The 15,267-nt window shown below is 52.3% G+C and carries 15 protein-coding genes and 4 tRNA genes; 4 read left to right on the plus strand and 15 right to left on the minus strand.

Features of this window, described 5'->3' with window-relative positions; genetic code table 11:
* Window positions 1-144: 144 nt before the first annotated feature.
* From hflC to ACSHSR_RS18645, 9 genes are all read right to left on the minus strand, one after another.
* Window positions 145-1,068: a protease modulator HflC gene (gene hflC / locus ACSHSR_RS18605; protein ID WP_071239096.1), complete on the minus strand. Its 924-nt coding sequence runs from the start codon at window positions 1,066-1,068 to the stop codon at window positions 145-147.
* Window positions 1,069-1,071: 3 nt separating this feature from the next.
* Window positions 1,072-2,211 (minus strand): FtsH protease activity modulator HflK, encoded by a 1,140-nt coding sequence (gene hflK / locus ACSHSR_RS18610; RefSeq protein ID WP_044733661.1) that lies wholly within the window; start codon window positions 2,209-2,211, stop codon window positions 1,072-1,074.
* Between the two features lie 35 nt (window positions 2,212-2,246).
* Window positions 2,247-3,554: a ribosome rescue GTPase HflX gene (hflX, locus tag ACSHSR_RS18615; protein ID WP_208136513.1), complete on the minus strand. Its 1,308-nt coding sequence runs from the start codon at window positions 3,552-3,554 to the stop codon at window positions 2,247-2,249.
* A 20-nt stretch (window positions 3,555-3,574) separates the two neighbouring features.
* Window positions 3,575-3,850 carry an RNA chaperone Hfq gene (gene hfq, locus ACSHSR_RS18620; protein WP_025011327.1) on the minus strand — a complete coding sequence of 92 codons (276 nt, stop codon included), beginning with the start codon at window positions 3,848-3,850 and terminating at the stop codon, window positions 3,575-3,577.
* Window positions 3,851-3,937: 87 nt separating this feature from the next.
* Entirely contained in the window at window positions 3,938-4,864 is a 927-nt protein-coding gene (miaA, locus tag ACSHSR_RS18625) for a tRNA (adenosine(37)-N6)-dimethylallyltransferase MiaA (protein ID WP_083390388.1), read from the minus strand.
* On the minus strand, window positions 4,857-6,719 hold the full coding sequence (gene mutL, locus ACSHSR_RS18630) for a DNA mismatch repair endonuclease MutL (protein ID WP_479631033.1): 1,863 nt from the start codon (window positions 6,717-6,719) through the stop codon (window positions 4,857-4,859). The genes miaA and mutL overlap by 8 nt, the downstream gene beginning before the upstream one ends.
* A gap of 7 nt (window positions 6,720-6,726) precedes the next feature.
* Window positions 6,727-8,052: an N-acetylmuramoyl-L-alanine amidase gene (locus tag ACSHSR_RS18635; RefSeq protein WP_028779695.1), complete on the minus strand. Its 1,326-nt coding sequence runs from the start codon at window positions 8,050-8,052 to the stop codon at window positions 6,727-6,729.
* Entirely contained in the window at window positions 8,039-8,521 is a 483-nt protein-coding gene (gene tsaE, locus ACSHSR_RS18640; RefSeq protein WP_028779694.1) for a tRNA (adenosine(37)-N6)-threonylcarbamoyltransferase complex ATPase subunit type 1 TsaE, read from the minus strand. The genes ACSHSR_RS18635 and tsaE overlap by 14 nt, the downstream gene beginning before the upstream one ends.
* 38 nt (window positions 8,522-8,559) lie before the next feature.
* The gene (locus ACSHSR_RS18645; RefSeq protein ID WP_335901667.1) at window positions 8,560-10,044 is read right to left on the minus strand and encodes an NAD(P)H-hydrate dehydratase; all 1,485 of its coding nucleotides are present in this window, start codon (window positions 10,042-10,044) and stop codon (window positions 8,560-8,562) included.
* Between the two features lie 112 nt (window positions 10,045-10,156).
* Here ACSHSR_RS18645 and ACSHSR_RS18650 point away from each other — a divergent pair, with 112 nt between their 5' ends.
* Window positions 10,157-10,333: a hypothetical protein gene (locus ACSHSR_RS18650; protein WP_335901668.1), complete on the plus strand. Its 177-nt coding sequence runs from the start codon at window positions 10,157-10,159 to the stop codon at window positions 10,331-10,333.
* A 132-nt stretch (window positions 10,334-10,465) separates the two neighbouring features.
* Here the strand turns inward: ACSHSR_RS18650 and ACSHSR_RS18655 are convergent, their stop codons facing one another.
* The 6 genes from ACSHSR_RS18655 to orn all read right to left on the minus strand — a co-directional run bounded on the left by ACSHSR_RS18655 (window position 10,466) and on the right by orn (window position 12,293).
* Entirely contained in the window at window positions 10,466-10,921 is a 456-nt protein-coding gene (locus tag ACSHSR_RS18655) for a ferritin family protein (protein WP_028779692.1), read from the minus strand.
* Between the two features lie 198 nt (window positions 10,922-11,119).
* A tRNA-Gly gene (locus ACSHSR_RS18660) sits at window positions 11,120-11,195 on the minus strand.
* 46 nt (window positions 11,196-11,241) lie between these two features.
* A tRNA-Gly gene (locus ACSHSR_RS18665) sits at window positions 11,242-11,317 on the minus strand.
* Between the two features lie 42 nt (window positions 11,318-11,359).
* Window positions 11,360-11,435: transfer RNA gene (locus tag ACSHSR_RS18670), tRNA-Gly, on the minus strand.
* A gap of 121 nt (window positions 11,436-11,556) precedes the next feature.
* A tRNA-Gly gene (locus ACSHSR_RS18675) sits at window positions 11,557-11,632 on the minus strand.
* Between the two features lie 115 nt (window positions 11,633-11,747).
* Entirely contained in the window at window positions 11,748-12,293 is a 546-nt protein-coding gene (gene orn / locus ACSHSR_RS18680; protein WP_025009371.1) for an oligoribonuclease, read from the minus strand.
* 112 nt (window positions 12,294-12,405) lie between these two features.
* Here orn and rsgA point away from each other — a divergent pair, with 112 nt between their 5' ends.
* From rsgA to ACSHSR_RS18695, 3 genes are read left to right on the plus strand one after another with little or no spacing between them, the layout of a single operon-like run.
* Window positions 12,406-13,470, plus strand: a complete 1,065-nt coding sequence (gene rsgA, locus ACSHSR_RS18685; RefSeq protein ID WP_145839642.1) for a small ribosomal subunit biogenesis GTPase RsgA — start codon at window positions 12,406-12,408, stop codon at window positions 13,468-13,470.
* A gap of 31 nt (window positions 13,471-13,501) precedes the next feature.
* The gene (gene asd, locus ACSHSR_RS18690) at window positions 13,502-14,365 is read left to right on the plus strand and encodes an archaetidylserine decarboxylase (protein WP_025886885.1); all 864 of its coding nucleotides are present in this window, start codon (window positions 13,502-13,504) and stop codon (window positions 14,363-14,365) included.
* A gap of 2 nt (window positions 14,366-14,367) precedes the next feature.
* Window positions 14,368-15,258, plus strand: a complete 891-nt coding sequence (locus ACSHSR_RS18695; RefSeq protein WP_479631034.1) for a DMT family transporter — start codon at window positions 14,368-14,370, stop codon at window positions 15,256-15,258.
* Window positions 15,259-15,267: the final 9 nt, after the last annotated feature.

Consider the following 15,267-nt stretch of genomic DNA (forward strand, 5'->3'; position numbering starts at 1 on the left):
CCATAGCTAAAACATAACCAATTGACTATTAACAGTATATTTTGGCTTTACACATTAATGCCAATAATTCTGTGACTTTCGCATCAAGCCGAGAAAAAGATAAAAAAAGACCCGGAACCAGTCCGGGTCTTTCAAGCAGTGCAATTACTTGCCTTTTTGCTTCATGTATTTGAAGAATTCGCTGTCCGGCTCCAACACCATGACATCAGACTTACCGGCGAAGCTGGCCTTGTAGGCCTCCAGGCTACGCAGGAAACTGAAGAATTCAGGATCCTTGGTATAAGCATCCGCGTAAATCTTGGCAGCAATGGCGTCGCCTTCACCGCGGATGTTCTCTGCATCGCGACGGGCGTTGGCCAGAGTCACTACAACGTCGGCATCGGTCAATGCACGGATTTTCTCGGCCGCTTCCTTACCTTCTGCCCTGTGTTTCTTGGCTACCGCCTGACGCTCGGCACGCATCCGCTGGAAGATACTGTGGCTAACGTTGGATGGCAGATTGATCTGCTTCACTCTAACATCGACCACTTCTATACCCAGACCTTCAGCACTCTTGGCAGCATTTTCCAGGGTGATACGCATCAGGTCATCACGACTGCTGCTCTCAGACAAGTTTGTGCTGCCTTCACTGGTACCGGAAACAATCTGTTTAATGGTCAGCTTACCGAACTCGGTACGCAGGTCACTGTTAATCTTACGCTGCAACAGTGACTCGGCCTTGGACTTGTTGCCACCATCTGTAGCCAGATAGTACTTTTCAAAGTCTTTGATCCGCCATTTAACATAAGAGTCGACCATCAGGTCTTTCTTCTCAGAGGTCACAAAGCGGTCGGCGGCGCCATCCAGAGTCTGGATACGGGCATCCATATAGCGGACTTTGTCGATCAACGGGATCTTAACGTTGAGACCCGGGCCATAGACTCGGGGCACCATTTTACCGTCGACCTTATCTTTCAACACTTCACCAAAGCGGGAAACAATAGCGCGCTCCCCTTCGTTGACGACCATCAGCGAAGACACACCAACGACCGCCAGCAGGGCAATAATAATGAGTACGAATCTGCTCATGGTTTACTCCCTTCCCTGACGCATGCGCTCTTCGCGGGACATGCGTCCGTTGAAACTGCTGCTGTTAGTGTTTCTTTGACTACTGACGGCATCCACTTGCTGCTCAGGTTCCTGTTCAGTTTTGGGTTTAGGCTTGCCTTCCTGAGACATCAGCTTATCCAACGGCAGATACATCAAATTGCCATTATTTTTGGCATCTATCAGTACCTTATTGGTATCACTGAACACTTGCTGCATCGCATCGATATAGAGGCGATCGCGAGTCACTTCAGGGGCCTGCTTATACTCGGGCAACAGCTTGTTGAACTTGGCCACTGCGCCTTCAGCATCCTGGATAACACGTTCTTTGTATGCACGGGCGTCCTGCTTGATACGTTCCACCTGACCACGAGCCTTGGGCTCAATTTCCAGCTGATAAGCTTCGGCCTGACGGATATAAGTGTGCTCATCTTCCTGCGCTGAAATCGCGTCATCGAAGGCATCTTTCACCTCTTCAGGCGGTCTGGCCGGCAGGAAGTTAACGTCTTCAATCTGCAGTCCCAGGTTGTAAGGCGCGATAATACGTTCAATCTCGGCGCGGGTGTCGTCACGAACTTTGGCACGCCCTGTGGTCAAAATGTCATTCATTTTTGAATGACCTATGACATAACGCAGCGCACTGTCGGTAGCTTCACGCAGGCTCGAGTTGGCATCAACGGCACTGAACAGATACTGGTAGGCATCTTTCACCTTGTACTGCACATCGAGTTCAACCACGACCATGTTTTCATCGGCTGTCAGCATGCTGCCGGAAGCAGGAATAGAGCGAACCGTTGAGACATCTACCGGTAAAACCGAATCGACAAAAGTGGCTTTCCAGTGCAGGCCGGGACCAACTTCGCCGACATGTTCACCGAAACGCAGCACGACACCCTGCTCCGCTTCCTTGATAGTGTAGAAACCGGAAAAACCCCATACTGCCAGGGCAATACCTGCAACTATGGCCAGTGTTCCCATGCTGAAGCCTGAACCACCGTTGCCCTTGCCGCCAAAGCGTTTGGCCAGATTGCGAAATACATCGTCCAGATCCGGTGGCCCCTTGTCGTTGCCACCTTTGTTTCCCCAAGGATCATTACCCTTGTTACCGGGCTCGTTCCAAGCCATTTAACTCTCCATAAGTGGATGAATAAACGAGATTATTAACAAACTACTTTATCAATCTCGGGTTCGAGGATAAAGGTTTCCAACTCACCTTGACTCTGTTTAACCAGCCGATGCCAGTCCGGCTGTGGTAAACGAATAGACAAGATACAGTTCCCCAGGTCGTCATACTCTTTCTGCTGTATCGCATCCAGTCGATAAAACTGGCCAAGATAATGTCCGGCCATTGCCGGTATTCTCAAGCTAAGCTCAACTATAGTGGCAGCGGTCAGTTGATCCACCGCCTGCTTGAGAAGGTCCAGTCCCAACCCTTTTTGGGCCGAAATCCATACTCTGTATGGCCGGCCTTCGGGGTCGAAATCTATTTTTGGGCCTATCTCTTCCAGCAGATCTATCTTGTTGCAGACCAGAAGCTGCGGAATTTCATCGGCCTCAATCTCTTTGAGCACTTCTTGCACCTGCTCAAAGTTGTCATTCATATTGTCGTCGGCGCAGTCCACCACGTGCAGCAGGAGGTCAGCCTGGCGGGTTTCCTGTAATGTCGCCTTGAACGCCGCCACCAACTCATGGGGCAAATGACGAATAAACCCCACAGTGTCGGCTAAAAATACGGCGCCGTTGTCCAACTCTAGCTTACGCAGCGTCGGATCCAGGGTCGCAAACAACTGATCGGCGGCATAGACCTCCGATGTTGTCAAAGCGTTGAATAGAGTGGACTTTCCGGCGTTGGTATAACCGACCAGTGACACAGTAGCCAAGTCGCTTCGCTGTCTGGCCCGGCGACTTTGTTCCCGCTGTTTGTCCACTTTTTCCAAACGACGATTGATGGACTTGATCCGCCCCCGCAGCAATCGCCGGTCAGTTTCCAGCTGGGTTTCCCCGGGGCCGCGCAAACCTACCCCGCCCTTTTGACGTTCAAGGTGAGTCCAGCCCCGTACCAGGCGAGTCGACATGTGGCGCAACTGCGCTAGCTCCACCTGCAACTTACCCTCATGGGTACGGGCCCGCTGAGCAAAGATATCGAGGATAAGCGTGGTTCTGTCCAACACCCGGCATTGACACAGGATTTCAAGATTTCTTTCCTGTGCAGGACTCAATGCGTGGTTGAAGATCACCACATTTGCCTCGGTCGCAGCTACCAAAGCTGCCAGTTCTTCCGCCTTTCCCGTCCCCAAGAAAAACTTGCGGTCAGGTGCCCGGCGGCTTCCTGTTATCACCCCTACCGAACGTGCTCCAGCCGAATCGACCAGGAGTTGCAATTCGAGAAGGTCTTCCCGACTGTCTTCGTCGGAAAAGTCGATATGAACAAGTACTGCAGTTTCTCCCGCCTCATAGCGATCAAACAAGAAGTGAACTCCTTAACTTATTACTGTTCGCTGCTATCATCATGCTGCGAGTTATAGCCCTGCTGGCCGCCGCCCTGGTGATTGCTCACATTGAATGGACGAGAAGGCACAACAGTTGAAATGGCATGCTTATATACCATCTGGCTAACCGTGTTTTTCAGCAAGATAACGAACTGGTCAAAAGATTCCACCTGTCCCTGCAACTTGATACCGTTGACCAGGTAGATGGAAACAGGAACGCGCTCACGGCGTAGTGCGTTCAGAAATGGGTCTTGTAAAGATTGCCCCTTAGCCATGTTTTTATTTCCTTTTTTTAATTTATATAAAATCTAACAAAAAGCTTTCTTGTTCGGTTTGAGTATTATACAGCAAGGGCTATTAAGCTAGCGGCAGTGGCGTATAAGCTGAACTATATTCCCTTGCGCCCCGCTCTCCAGCCAATTCAACTCTGGCCATCCTCGCAACCATGTTAATTGACGCTTTGCCAATTGCCTAGTAGCAGCGACGGCTTTTTCGACCATAGTATCATGGTCAAATTCACCCTCCAGATATTGCCAACACTGACGATATCCAACACATCGCATAGAGGGCATATCCAGGTGCAGATCGCCCCTTTGCTTCAGCTTGGCCACTTCGTCGGTGAATCCGGCCTGCAGCATCTGCATAAATCTTGTCTCAATCAGCCCATGCAGCGTCTTTCGCTCCTGTGGCGCAATGGCAAACTGCACCACATCATAGGGAAGCTCGGGAGATTTGGATTGAGTCAGCTCAGTTAAACTCTTACCGCTGATACGATATACCTCCAGTGCCCGAGCCAGTCGCTGAGGGTCATTGGGATGAATGCGTGCGGCCGAAACCGGGTCAATCCGCGCCAACTCCTGATGCAGCATTTGCCAGCCTTGCTGCTCGGCTTCCTGCTGTATCTGAGCCCTTATCCCCTCATCGGCACTGGGAAGTGGCGATAAGCCTTCCAATAATGCTTTAAAATACAACATGGTACCACCCACCAAAAGCGGGGTTTTTCCCATGCTGATTATCTGCTCAATCTCCCGCAGACAATCGCTGCGAAAATCGGCAGCTGAATAACTTTCGCTGGGATCGCGGATATCTATCAGCCTGTGCGGCCCGCGAGCCAGCTCTTCCGCGCTGGGCTTAGCCGTGCCTATATCCATTTCCCGATAGATAAGTGCCGAATCTACCGAGATGATCTCGCAGTTGTGATGTTCGGCGAGTTCCAGCGCCAACGCTGTTTTTCCTGAGGCAGTGGGCCCCATCAATGTCAGCACTCTTGGCTGTTTCGCCTTACTCACTGCCTTCTTCTTCCAACCATTGCTGCCAGGGCAATACCTTGGCCAGCTGTAAAATTTCTTGTCGAGCTTGCTCGTCCAATGCAGAGAGCCCCTGCCATATCAATGGTGCCGAAACAAAGCTACTTAAGCTGCTCTGCGCCAGCCAATTGGCCAAGGCCGCTTCCTGGGGCTGCTCAAATCTGAGCCATTGCAGCAGCTCGGGGATCAAACTCGCCAGCTGCGTGTCCCTCAGATATGGGGGCACTTTTTTGATTATCAACTGCGAATGACGAATACTGAGATCCAGCCCTAGCTGCCTCAGCAGAGTTGCCCTTTCCTCCAACAATACCGGCCATTCAGGGTCGGCATCCACAGCAACCGGCATCAACAGGGGCTGACCAGTCAGCCCGGTAGGGAGGCCAGCAATAATCTCAATATATCTCAATCGCTTAGCAGCAGTTTTCACCTTGAGCAGTTTAATTTGCTCATCTTCGACCAACACCCAATGCTCGCCATCCAACAGAGGCGGCATGACGGTCATCTTAGCTTCTGGACTTGCTTCATTGACCACGCCAGGCGTCGACAATAAGGCGCCATAACTGCTGATGGCCGACTTGGACGGGGCAGCGGCTCCCTGACGGGGATTGCCCCCAGAATATGAACCCGATGCCTTACCGCCTAAAGGGGCGCTGTCGCTATATTGGCTTTGATATCCAGCGCTGCCGCCGCTTGAGTCGGGCTCGCGAAAACGTGGCTCGGCACGGCTGCCATCTGTCGTCCCACCTTGGGTGAAGCTTGTGCCAGCAGCGTCTGAACGCGTATCAATGGGCGCAGCATAATCTGTTTGGCTTAAATGCGGATTAACGTCATCGACCGGCAGTTGCTGCGCTTGCTGCAGGGCAGAGCTCAAGGCCTGCAGAATATAATCGTGCACATATCTGGCCTGATGGAAACGCACCTCATGCTTGGCCGGGTGCACATTGACATCTACCTGGTGGGGATCCAGCTCCAGCATCAGCACATAGCCTGGTTGTTCCAACTCGGCCAAACCGGCAAAGGCTTGCCTGACCGCATGGTTCACCAAACGGTCTCTGACCAGGCGGCCATTGACATAAAAATAGTGAGTATCACAAGGCTCAACTTGCCAGGGTGACTGCAGGTAGCCACTGAGGCGCATGTCGTCATGCTGACATTCCACCTTCAACGCCTGCTCGGCAAACGGACGACCACAAACCTGAGCCAGACGCTGCAGATATTGGGCTTCATTCTCTGCCGGACGATAGTTGCGCACCTGTTTGCCATTGTGTTTCAAAGTCAGGTGAATTTCCGGCCTAGCCAGCGCAATCCTTTTCAGCCACTCATCGATATGGGTGAATTCTGTCTTGTCACTCTTGAGGAAACGTCTGCGCGCCGGGGTATTGAAGAAGAGATCGACCACTTCAATACTGGTACCCACTGGATGAGCCGCAGGCAGTATCTTGACCCCCATATCCGCGCCTTCGGCGTAAGCAAGCCAGGCCTCGGATTGTTCGGCCGTGCGAGATGTCAGGGTCAGACGGGAAACCGAACTGATACTGGCCAGCGCCTCGCCTCGAAAGCCAAAGCTGAGAATGGCTTCGAGATCGTCCAGTGTATGCACCTTGGAAGTGGCGTGACGGGACAGCGCCAGTGCCAGTTCCTCCTTGGCGATACCGCCGCCATTGTCCTGAATTCGAATAAGCTTGGCGCCGCCCTTATCGATTTCAATATCGACTCGGGTTGCACCGGCATCCAGGCTGTTTTCCACCAGCTCCTTCACGACGGAGGCCGGCCTCTCTACCACTTCGCCCGCCGCAATCTGGTTGGCCAGTTGTGGGGGTAATATCTGAATTGCCATTTCTTCCTCAGGCTCTGGGGATAACCAGTTGCTGACCTATACGCACTACATCCGATTTCAGGTTATTGGCTTTCTTGATATCGGCCACCGACACCTCATAACGATTGGCGATTACCGACAGAGATTCACCTCTGACAACCTTGTGTTTAATCACGCCCTGTTTGGCCAGCATGGTACCGGCCGGCGGATTGGCTTCAAAATACTTGAGCACGCCTTTATGAATCGCCTTGGCCAGCTTGTCCTGATGGTTGGCATTACTGAGCAACTTCTCTTCCTGAGGGTTGGAGATAAAACCAGTCTCCACCAGAATGGACGGGATATCCGGCGACTTGAGTACCGCCAGGCTCGCCGACTCGGGCTTGTGCTTGTGCAGTTTGGTCACCTTACCCAAACCAGAAAGTATGTCGCTGGCCACTGTGTGACTCATCGCCATGGATCTATCCATCGACATATCCAGCAAGGTCATCGCCAGATACTGTTCATTATCGGTATTTTGAATAATCTCACCGGCACCGCCGAGCAGCTCTGAATGTTTCTCTTTCTGCTCCAGCCAGCGGCCGATCTCGGTATTGGCTCTGCGCATGGAGAGCACCCACACAGAGGCGCCCCTGGGCTGAGGTGAAGTAAAGGCATCGGCGTGGATTGAGATCAGCAGATCGGCCTTACTCTGTCGCGCCAGTTCCGAGCGACGGTTCAGGTTAACAAAGTAGTCACCGGTGCGAATCATCACGGCTTTAAGCCCGGGAGTCGCGTTGATTTTCTGCTCGACTCGCTTGGCAATCGCCAGTGATACCTTTTTCTCGTACAAACCGGAAGGCCCGATAGAGCCAGGGTCATCACCGCCATGACCGGCATCAATGGCAATAATCACATCCCGCACCGCCTCAGTGGCTGTCGGGGTTACCCTGGCTTTGGCCGAAGTGCTCTTGTCATCGAGATCCACCACCAAACGGTTGCCGTATGGGGCAGTTGGCGGCAGGGAGAACAGATTGGCCTTAGCGGCCCGCTTGAGATCTATGACCACCCGCAAGGTGCCTTTCTCCGGCGGCTGGCTCAAACGCACCCTTTTGACCAAGGGGCTGTTGTTTTCAACTTTTTCCAGCTTGACGCCATTGGTGCTCTTTTTCAGATCAACCACAAGTCTGTCAGGGTTGCTCAGTGTGAAATAGCTGTAATCAGGCGCCTGGCTTAAGTCAAATACCACCCGGGTAGACTCGGGCGCCGCCCAAATACGCACACCGTCGAGTTTATTGGCTGCCCAAGTTGGCGCCGCCATTACCCAACAGATAACAAAAAAAGTCAGTTTAAATAAGATGTTATTAGTCTTTACCATTGTTTGTTATTTTTCTTAATAGCACCTTACCCTTGTCGGAACCGGCTTGCAGAGAGACTTCGCGACCAGTATTAGCATACTTGATATGCAGATGTATATCGGCAGCAGGCAAGCACCCCATTCCCTGTTCCGGCCATTCAATAATGCAAAGGCTGCGCTCGTTGAAGTAATCCCGGATCCCCATAAACTCCAGTTCTTCAGGGTCGCTGAGTCGATAAAGGTCGAAATGATATACTTCGATTCCTTCAAGCTCATAAGGTTCCACGAGTGTATAGGTCGGACTCTTAACCGCACCTTGATGACCCAAGGCTTGAATTAAGCCACGGCTGAAAGTCGTTTTGCCGGCACCAAGTTCTCCGGTCAGATAAATGGTCAGCGGCGCACTGATCAAGGCCGCCAATTGCCGCCCGAAGGCGACAGTTTGAGTCTCATCTGCCAATTGCAGAGTCAAGCTATGTTCGATAGTCATTTAAGTGAGGATCCACGCCTTACATTGGCCCATTAAGCTTACAAGTCAGTGTTTACCAGATGGCGGATCCAGGGCATAAGATCGCTGGCGAGCATGCCTCTCTCCCCGTCACGGGCAGCAAGGTCGGCAGCGCCGCCGTGAACTATCACGCCTGCCACAGTCGCGCAGGTGTTGTCCAGCCCCTGAGCCATCAGCGCGCCGATTATACCAGATAACACATCGCCGCACCCACCGCTGGCGAGCCCGGGATTCCCCACTGGGGCAACAAACAGCTGTTTACCATCATAAATGAGAGTACCCGCGCCCTTGAGCAGTACCACACCACCATATTGAGCCTGCAGCTTTCTAACCGCTGCAAACCTGTCGGCTTCGACATTAGCAATATCCGTTGCCAGCAACCTGGCGGCTTCCCCCGGATGAGGGGTCAGAACCCGATTGTCCTGGGAGCGTTTTTCCTGGCTCAAGAGATTGAGCGCATCGGCATCCAGCACGCAGGGCTTATCGCTCAAACTGACCGCCTTGAACAGATTGTATCCCCAGTCGGCGCGGCCAAGCCCTGGCCCCAACACCAGTACCTGTGCCCAGCCAAGGCGCAAATAAACCTCCATATCCACCAATTCACAGCCCCAGAACATAAGTTCCGGCCTGTTGGCATTGACCGTGAGCTGATGCTCCGGCCGGCTCACCACAGTAACCAAACCGGCGCCGGCCCTGAGACAGGCTTCGCCCGCCAGTCTGACTGCCCCCCCCATGCCATAATCGCCGCCTATGACGGTGACCTTACCCGATTTGCCCTTGTGGCTGTCCCTGGGGCGGGCATCGAAAAGCCCCTTGAGGTACTCAGCGCCGACTCTGACCACATCCGATGGTGGCAGGAAGTCACTCAGCCCCAAGTCAACAAAATGCAGTTCGCCGCAGCAGTGCCTGGCCCTGCCGGTCAGTAGCCCTTGCTTAAGGGCCGCAAAGCAGAGTGTCTGCTCGGCTTCGACTGCCGCCCCTAGAGCTGCGCCGGTATCGGCATCTATGCCGGAAGGCAAATCCAGACTCAGCACCTTGGTCCGCGCGGCGTTTATCCGGGCTATCATAACGGCGGCTTCCGGCCGGACATCGCCCTTGAGGCCGGTACCCAACAGACCGTCCACTATCCAATCGTATTCGGCTGCGGTTATCTCTGATACCTGAGCCACCTTCGGCGCGGATTGCAGCAACTTATCCCAGGCTTGCTGCCACTCAGTGCTGGGCTGACTGGCGGGAAAGATAAACAGGCTGGCATTGAAACCCGAGTTCAATAACCAGCGCAAACAAACCAAAGCATCGGCGCCGTTGTTTCCCTGCCCGGCAATGACCAGTACCCGGCTGCTTTGAGTCAGCTTGGCCGCCAATAACTCAAAGGCGGCTTTCCCTGCCCGCTCGACCAACTCATAGAGGCTGCCCTGTCCGGCTGCCACCCAGTCCAATTCGGCCTGGCGCACGGCCTTGGTGCTATACAGCTGACGGGGCATATCTGACAAATCCTGGGCCATATCGATTCTCCTATCTCCTGACTGACAGATACTGATGACTTGTTAACTCGAAAAAATCCACTCGTTCACTAAACTTATGCTGTGGCAAAGGATGCCGGAAGGAAGCACAGGGATGATGCTGCTGACACTGCTTATTTTAATACTCTGCGTATTACTGCTGGGACTACCCTTTAACGGGGCATTTCCCTGGTTCTGGCTCCTGGCTCTCTGCGCCTTTTTGGTCGCCATTGGCATCTTTCGGGCGCTGACACTACCGATAAAAAATCAGCATAAAGACTGTGATGATTGACAACACACTAGCAGTAAAGTCAGTGAGTATTTATGACTTGAATCAGAACAAGTTGATAAAAATGAAAAAGCCCGGTCTGGGCCGGGCAGAACTAACGGCAGACCCAAGCAGATCCGCCAAGTCTGGGAGACGTTAAATATCGTCCATACGTATGGTACTGTGCACCAGTCGTTGCTGCTGGATCTTCTCGACCCGCACCAAATCCTCCAAAGCCCCTTTTACCTCGGCCGAAGCCGACGAACCGGCAGTTTTTTCCAGTAAGGCAATCAAGCGGTTTTCCAGATCCAGATGCAGATTCAGCACATCATCCTCTGTCATATTGGCCGCCAGCATGGTATCGCGGCAGCGCTTGCCAAAGTCCTCAAAAACAATGTCTTTGTACCAGGTATCGAGGATCTTGTTTGGCGCATCATCGATATAGTCTTCGAGAGTTTCAGCAATATGTTTCTGATGCTGTTCAAAATATTCCAGCATTAGTTTGACCCTGGATGAGTCGGCCTGAGTGTGTAATCTGTGATAGAGCTGAGCCATATCAAGACGACATTTCGCTACAAATTCAAGGAGTTCACGTAACTGTTGAATACGCATCTGCCTATCTCCATTCTTCTGCCGTCAACGGCACAATTCAATTCGGTATGGAGACATTATGGAAGTAAAAAAGGTGGGAATATTTGAACAAGGTCATAAATCAGTGCTTACAAATGTCGCTACATTAGACAAAACGCAAGAAACCTGCGGCAGATCACGAAAAGCACTTTTTAAGAATTTTGAAGGGGAAATAAAGATTGGAGCGACATATCGGGTTCGAACCGATGACCTGTACCTTGGCAAGGTACCGCTCTACCAACTGAGCTAATGTCGCATTGCAATAATGCATCCACCTTTAAAGACAGTGGGAGTCTGGAATTTGGAGCGACATATCGGGTTCGAACCGATGACCTGTACCTTGGCAAGGTACCGCTCTACCAACTGAGCTAATGTCGCATCATTTAAGTCCACATTTAAAGACCGTGAGCGTCTGGAATTTGGAGCGACATATCGGGTTCGAACCGATGACCTGTACCTTGGCAAGGTACCGCTCTACCAACTGAGCTAATGTCGCATCGCTTGTTTGCTGCATCATCCGAGCTGATAATCAACAAAGGTACTGACCTCTGTTTTATCAACTGAGCTAATGTCGCATCACTTAAGTCCACATTTAAAGACAGTGGGTGTCTGGAATTTGGAGCGACATATCGGGTTCGAACCGATGACCTGTACCTTGGCAAGGTACCGCTCTACCAACTGAGCTAATGTCGCATTTCCACTTACTTTAACCGTTCACACTGGTTACCACCAGCGGAAAGGTGAGGCCGCATTATATGGAAATTTCCATCTGCTGCAACCCCCTGAAACAGATTTATCTACCGATCGCTCAAATTTTAAATACCCGTTCACGATAGAATTTCAGTTCGGCGATCGACTCCTGAATATCCATCAAAGCCTGATGAGTATTTTGCTTTTTGAAATCCTTCATGATTTCCGGCTGCCAACGCTTGGTCAGTTCCTTGACCGTACTGACATCGATATTGCGGTAATGGAAGTAATCTTCCAGCTCACGCATATACTTGTTCAGAAAGCGTCTGTCCTGACCAACACTGTTGCCACACATGGGGGACACCCCTTTAGGCACGTACTGGCTCAAAAAAGCTATGGTCTCGGCTATGGCGTCAGCCTCTGTGTGTTTCGAAGCTTTCACCCGCTCAATTAGCCCGGAAGCGCCATGATGTTGTTGATTCCAATCATCCATGGCAGCCAACACTTCATCGCTCTGGTGAATCGCTATCACAGGCCCTTCACCGATAATGTTCAGCTCCTTGTCTGTAACCAAGGTGGCTATTTCCAGTACTCTATCGGTTTCAGGCTCCAGCCCGGACATCTCGAGATCTATCCAAATCAGGTTATTTGCATCCGCAACCATAGCTCAGCCTATCGCTCCTGTTCGCCTAAATTCAGGCTTTTTTGTTTAAGACCGTGTATCATACTGCTTTTTGCCAAGACACAAAATCACCTTATACCGCGAAGAACAGCCTGTGAGTAAAAAGAAACCATTGAGTCATGGCCAACTGCGCCGTATGAAAGCCAATCATCAGAAGCGTCTGCAACGTGGAAAAAACGCTACAGAGGCCGCTCCTGAAATACAGGATAGCTCACTCGGCCCCGAGCTGGAGGCCACGGTTATTTCCCGTTTCGGTCAGCATGCCGATATTGAAACCCATGATGGCCAACTGGTTCGTTGTAATCTTCGCCGCACCATAGGCAGCCTGGTTACCGGCGATAAAGTAGTGGTACGTCTGGCGACCGATCCGCAAACTACTGTCGCCGGTGTAGTTGAAGCCGTCCACCCGCGTAGCTCGTCACTGACCCGGCCCGATCTCTATGATGGCGTTAAAGTCATTGCCGCCAATATAGATCAAATTTTTATAGTGTCATCTGTGCTGCCGAGCTTTACTACCCAGATTATTGACCGCTATCTGGTGGCGGCTGAAGACACAGAAATTCCGCCGGTGATCATTCTCAACAAGGTCGACTTGCTGGACGAGACTCAGGCTGTTGAAGTGGAAACCGCCCTGGCCAGTTACCGCGCTATCGGCTACCCGGTCTATAAAGTCAGCAGTAAAACCGCTGAAGGGATAGAGCAACTGAAAACCCTGTTGCAAGGCAAAACCAGTGTATTTGCCGGGCAATCCGGGGTAGGTAAATCGTCTATTATCAATGCCCTGCTGCCACAGGCGCAGTTGCAAACCGGGGAAGTCTCGGAAAACTCAGGCCTGGGTCAGCACACTACTACCACGGCCAAACTGGTTCACCTGCCTAGCGGCGGCGATCTGATTGACTCTCCAGGGGTTCGCGAATTTGCCCTCTGGCACTTACCTGCCGACCGTGTCGGCTGGTGCTTCGTGGAGTTCAGGGATTTTCTCGGCGGCTGTAAATTCCGCGATTGCAAACATCTGGACGATCCTGGCTGCGCATTGCGTAAAGCGGTAGAGGAAGGCAAAATTGCCGAAGACAGATTCAACAATTATCACAGAATTATCACCAGTCTGGATGAACAGCGTCACGCCCGCCACTTCCGCGCCGGCATGGACGACATTTAGGCTGGCAAAGCCCATTTGAAGGAAGCAAAAATTGGATAAAGTGAAGATTGCACTGCAGTACATGCTGCCAAAACACCTGTTGTCCCGTCTGGTCGGGAAACTGGCCGCGGCCGAAGCCGGCAAGCTGACCACCTGGGCTATTCGCTGGTTTATCAAACAGTACAAGATAGATATGTCAGAAGCGGCTCAGAGTGAGCCTGAAGCCTACAAAAGCTTCAACGCTTTTTTCACCCGCGCCCTGAAAGACGGCGTTCGCCCTCTGCATCAGGACGCAGAATATATAGTGCACCCGGTCGATGGCGCCGTGAGTCAGTGTGGTCCCATTGAAGACGGCCGCATTTTTCAAGCCAAAGGTCACCACTATTCGGCTCTGACCCTGCTGGGCAATCAGGCCAAAGACGCCGAACGCTTCGAAGACGGTGACTTTGCCACCATTTATTTGGCGCCCAAGGACTATCACAGAATCCATATGCCCATCAAAGGCACGCTGTCGAAAATGACTTATGTGCCCGGCGAACTCTTCTCGGTCAATCCGTTAACCGCCCGCAATGTACCCGGGCTGTTTGCCCGTAACGAGCGAGTGGTAGCCATATTCGAAACCGAGATTGGCCCCCTGGCCATGGTATTGGTCGGCGCCACCATAGTGGCCAGTATAGAAACCGTTTGGGCCGGCACTGTCACACCGCCGACAGGCAAACGCGTCTTTACCTGGGAATACCCCACCACAGGGCCGGATGCGATCACATTGGAGAAAGGTGCCGAGATGGGCCGCTTCAAATTGGGCAGTACCGTGGTCATGCTGTTTGCCAAGGACGCCTTGGATGAATTTGCCGATGGTGTTGAGCCAGGCGCCGTGACCCGTATGGGTGCACCTTTTGCCAAAATAGAGGACTGAACTTGTCTGCCAAGGGGCAAGCTCGTACAGGCCTGACAGAACTGCATCTGGCTGTACTACTGTTCGGGGGAACCGCCCTGTTCTCCCGACTTATTCCCTTGAGCGCCCTCGATATCACTCTGCTGCGCTGCGTTATCGCCGCCATAGTTCTGGCGCTGCTGGTTAAACTCAGCCGTCAACGCCTGCGCTTGCTGCGCGGCAAAGATTACCTTATTGCTCTGTTACTTGGGGTGATTGTCAGCCTCCATTGGGTGACCTACTTTGCGGCGATGCAACTCTCCTCTGTCGCCATCGGCATGATAGCCTTTTTCACCTATCCCGTGATGACAGTGCTGATCGAACCCTGGTTTACCGGCAGTCGCTTGCACCTCAGAGACCTTGTCAGCGGTTTGGCGGTGCTGCTGGGGGTGATTCTGCTGATCCCCGAGCCATCATTGGGCAACGACGTTACCCTTGGGATCCTGGTCGGCGTTGTTTCCGCCATCTTGTTCACCGCCCGTAACCTGTTGCACAAACGCTACTTCACCGCCTACAGCGGCCAGCAGGCGATGTTTTATCAAACCGCGGTGGCAGTGCTGGTGTTGGCTCCATGGCACAGTCTTGATACCGCTGACATCAGCAACCAAACCTGGGGATTGCTGCTGCTTTTGGGAATCGTCTTTACCGCGGCGCCCCATGCCTTGTTTACTTCGGCACTCAGATACCTGAGCGCCAAGACTGTCGGTTTGGTTGCCTGTTTACAACCCTTCTATGGCGCCATGCTCGCCTGGTTGCTGCTGGATGAATCGCTGACGCTAACAACCGCTATCGGTGGCACTTTAGTGGTAGCTACCGCCTTGTTTGAAACATCACAGAGCCACAAATCACAAGCCCCGAAAAAGAACCTTGGCTGACATATCAAA

Source organism: Shewanella sp. VK101 (assembly GCF_056497865.1).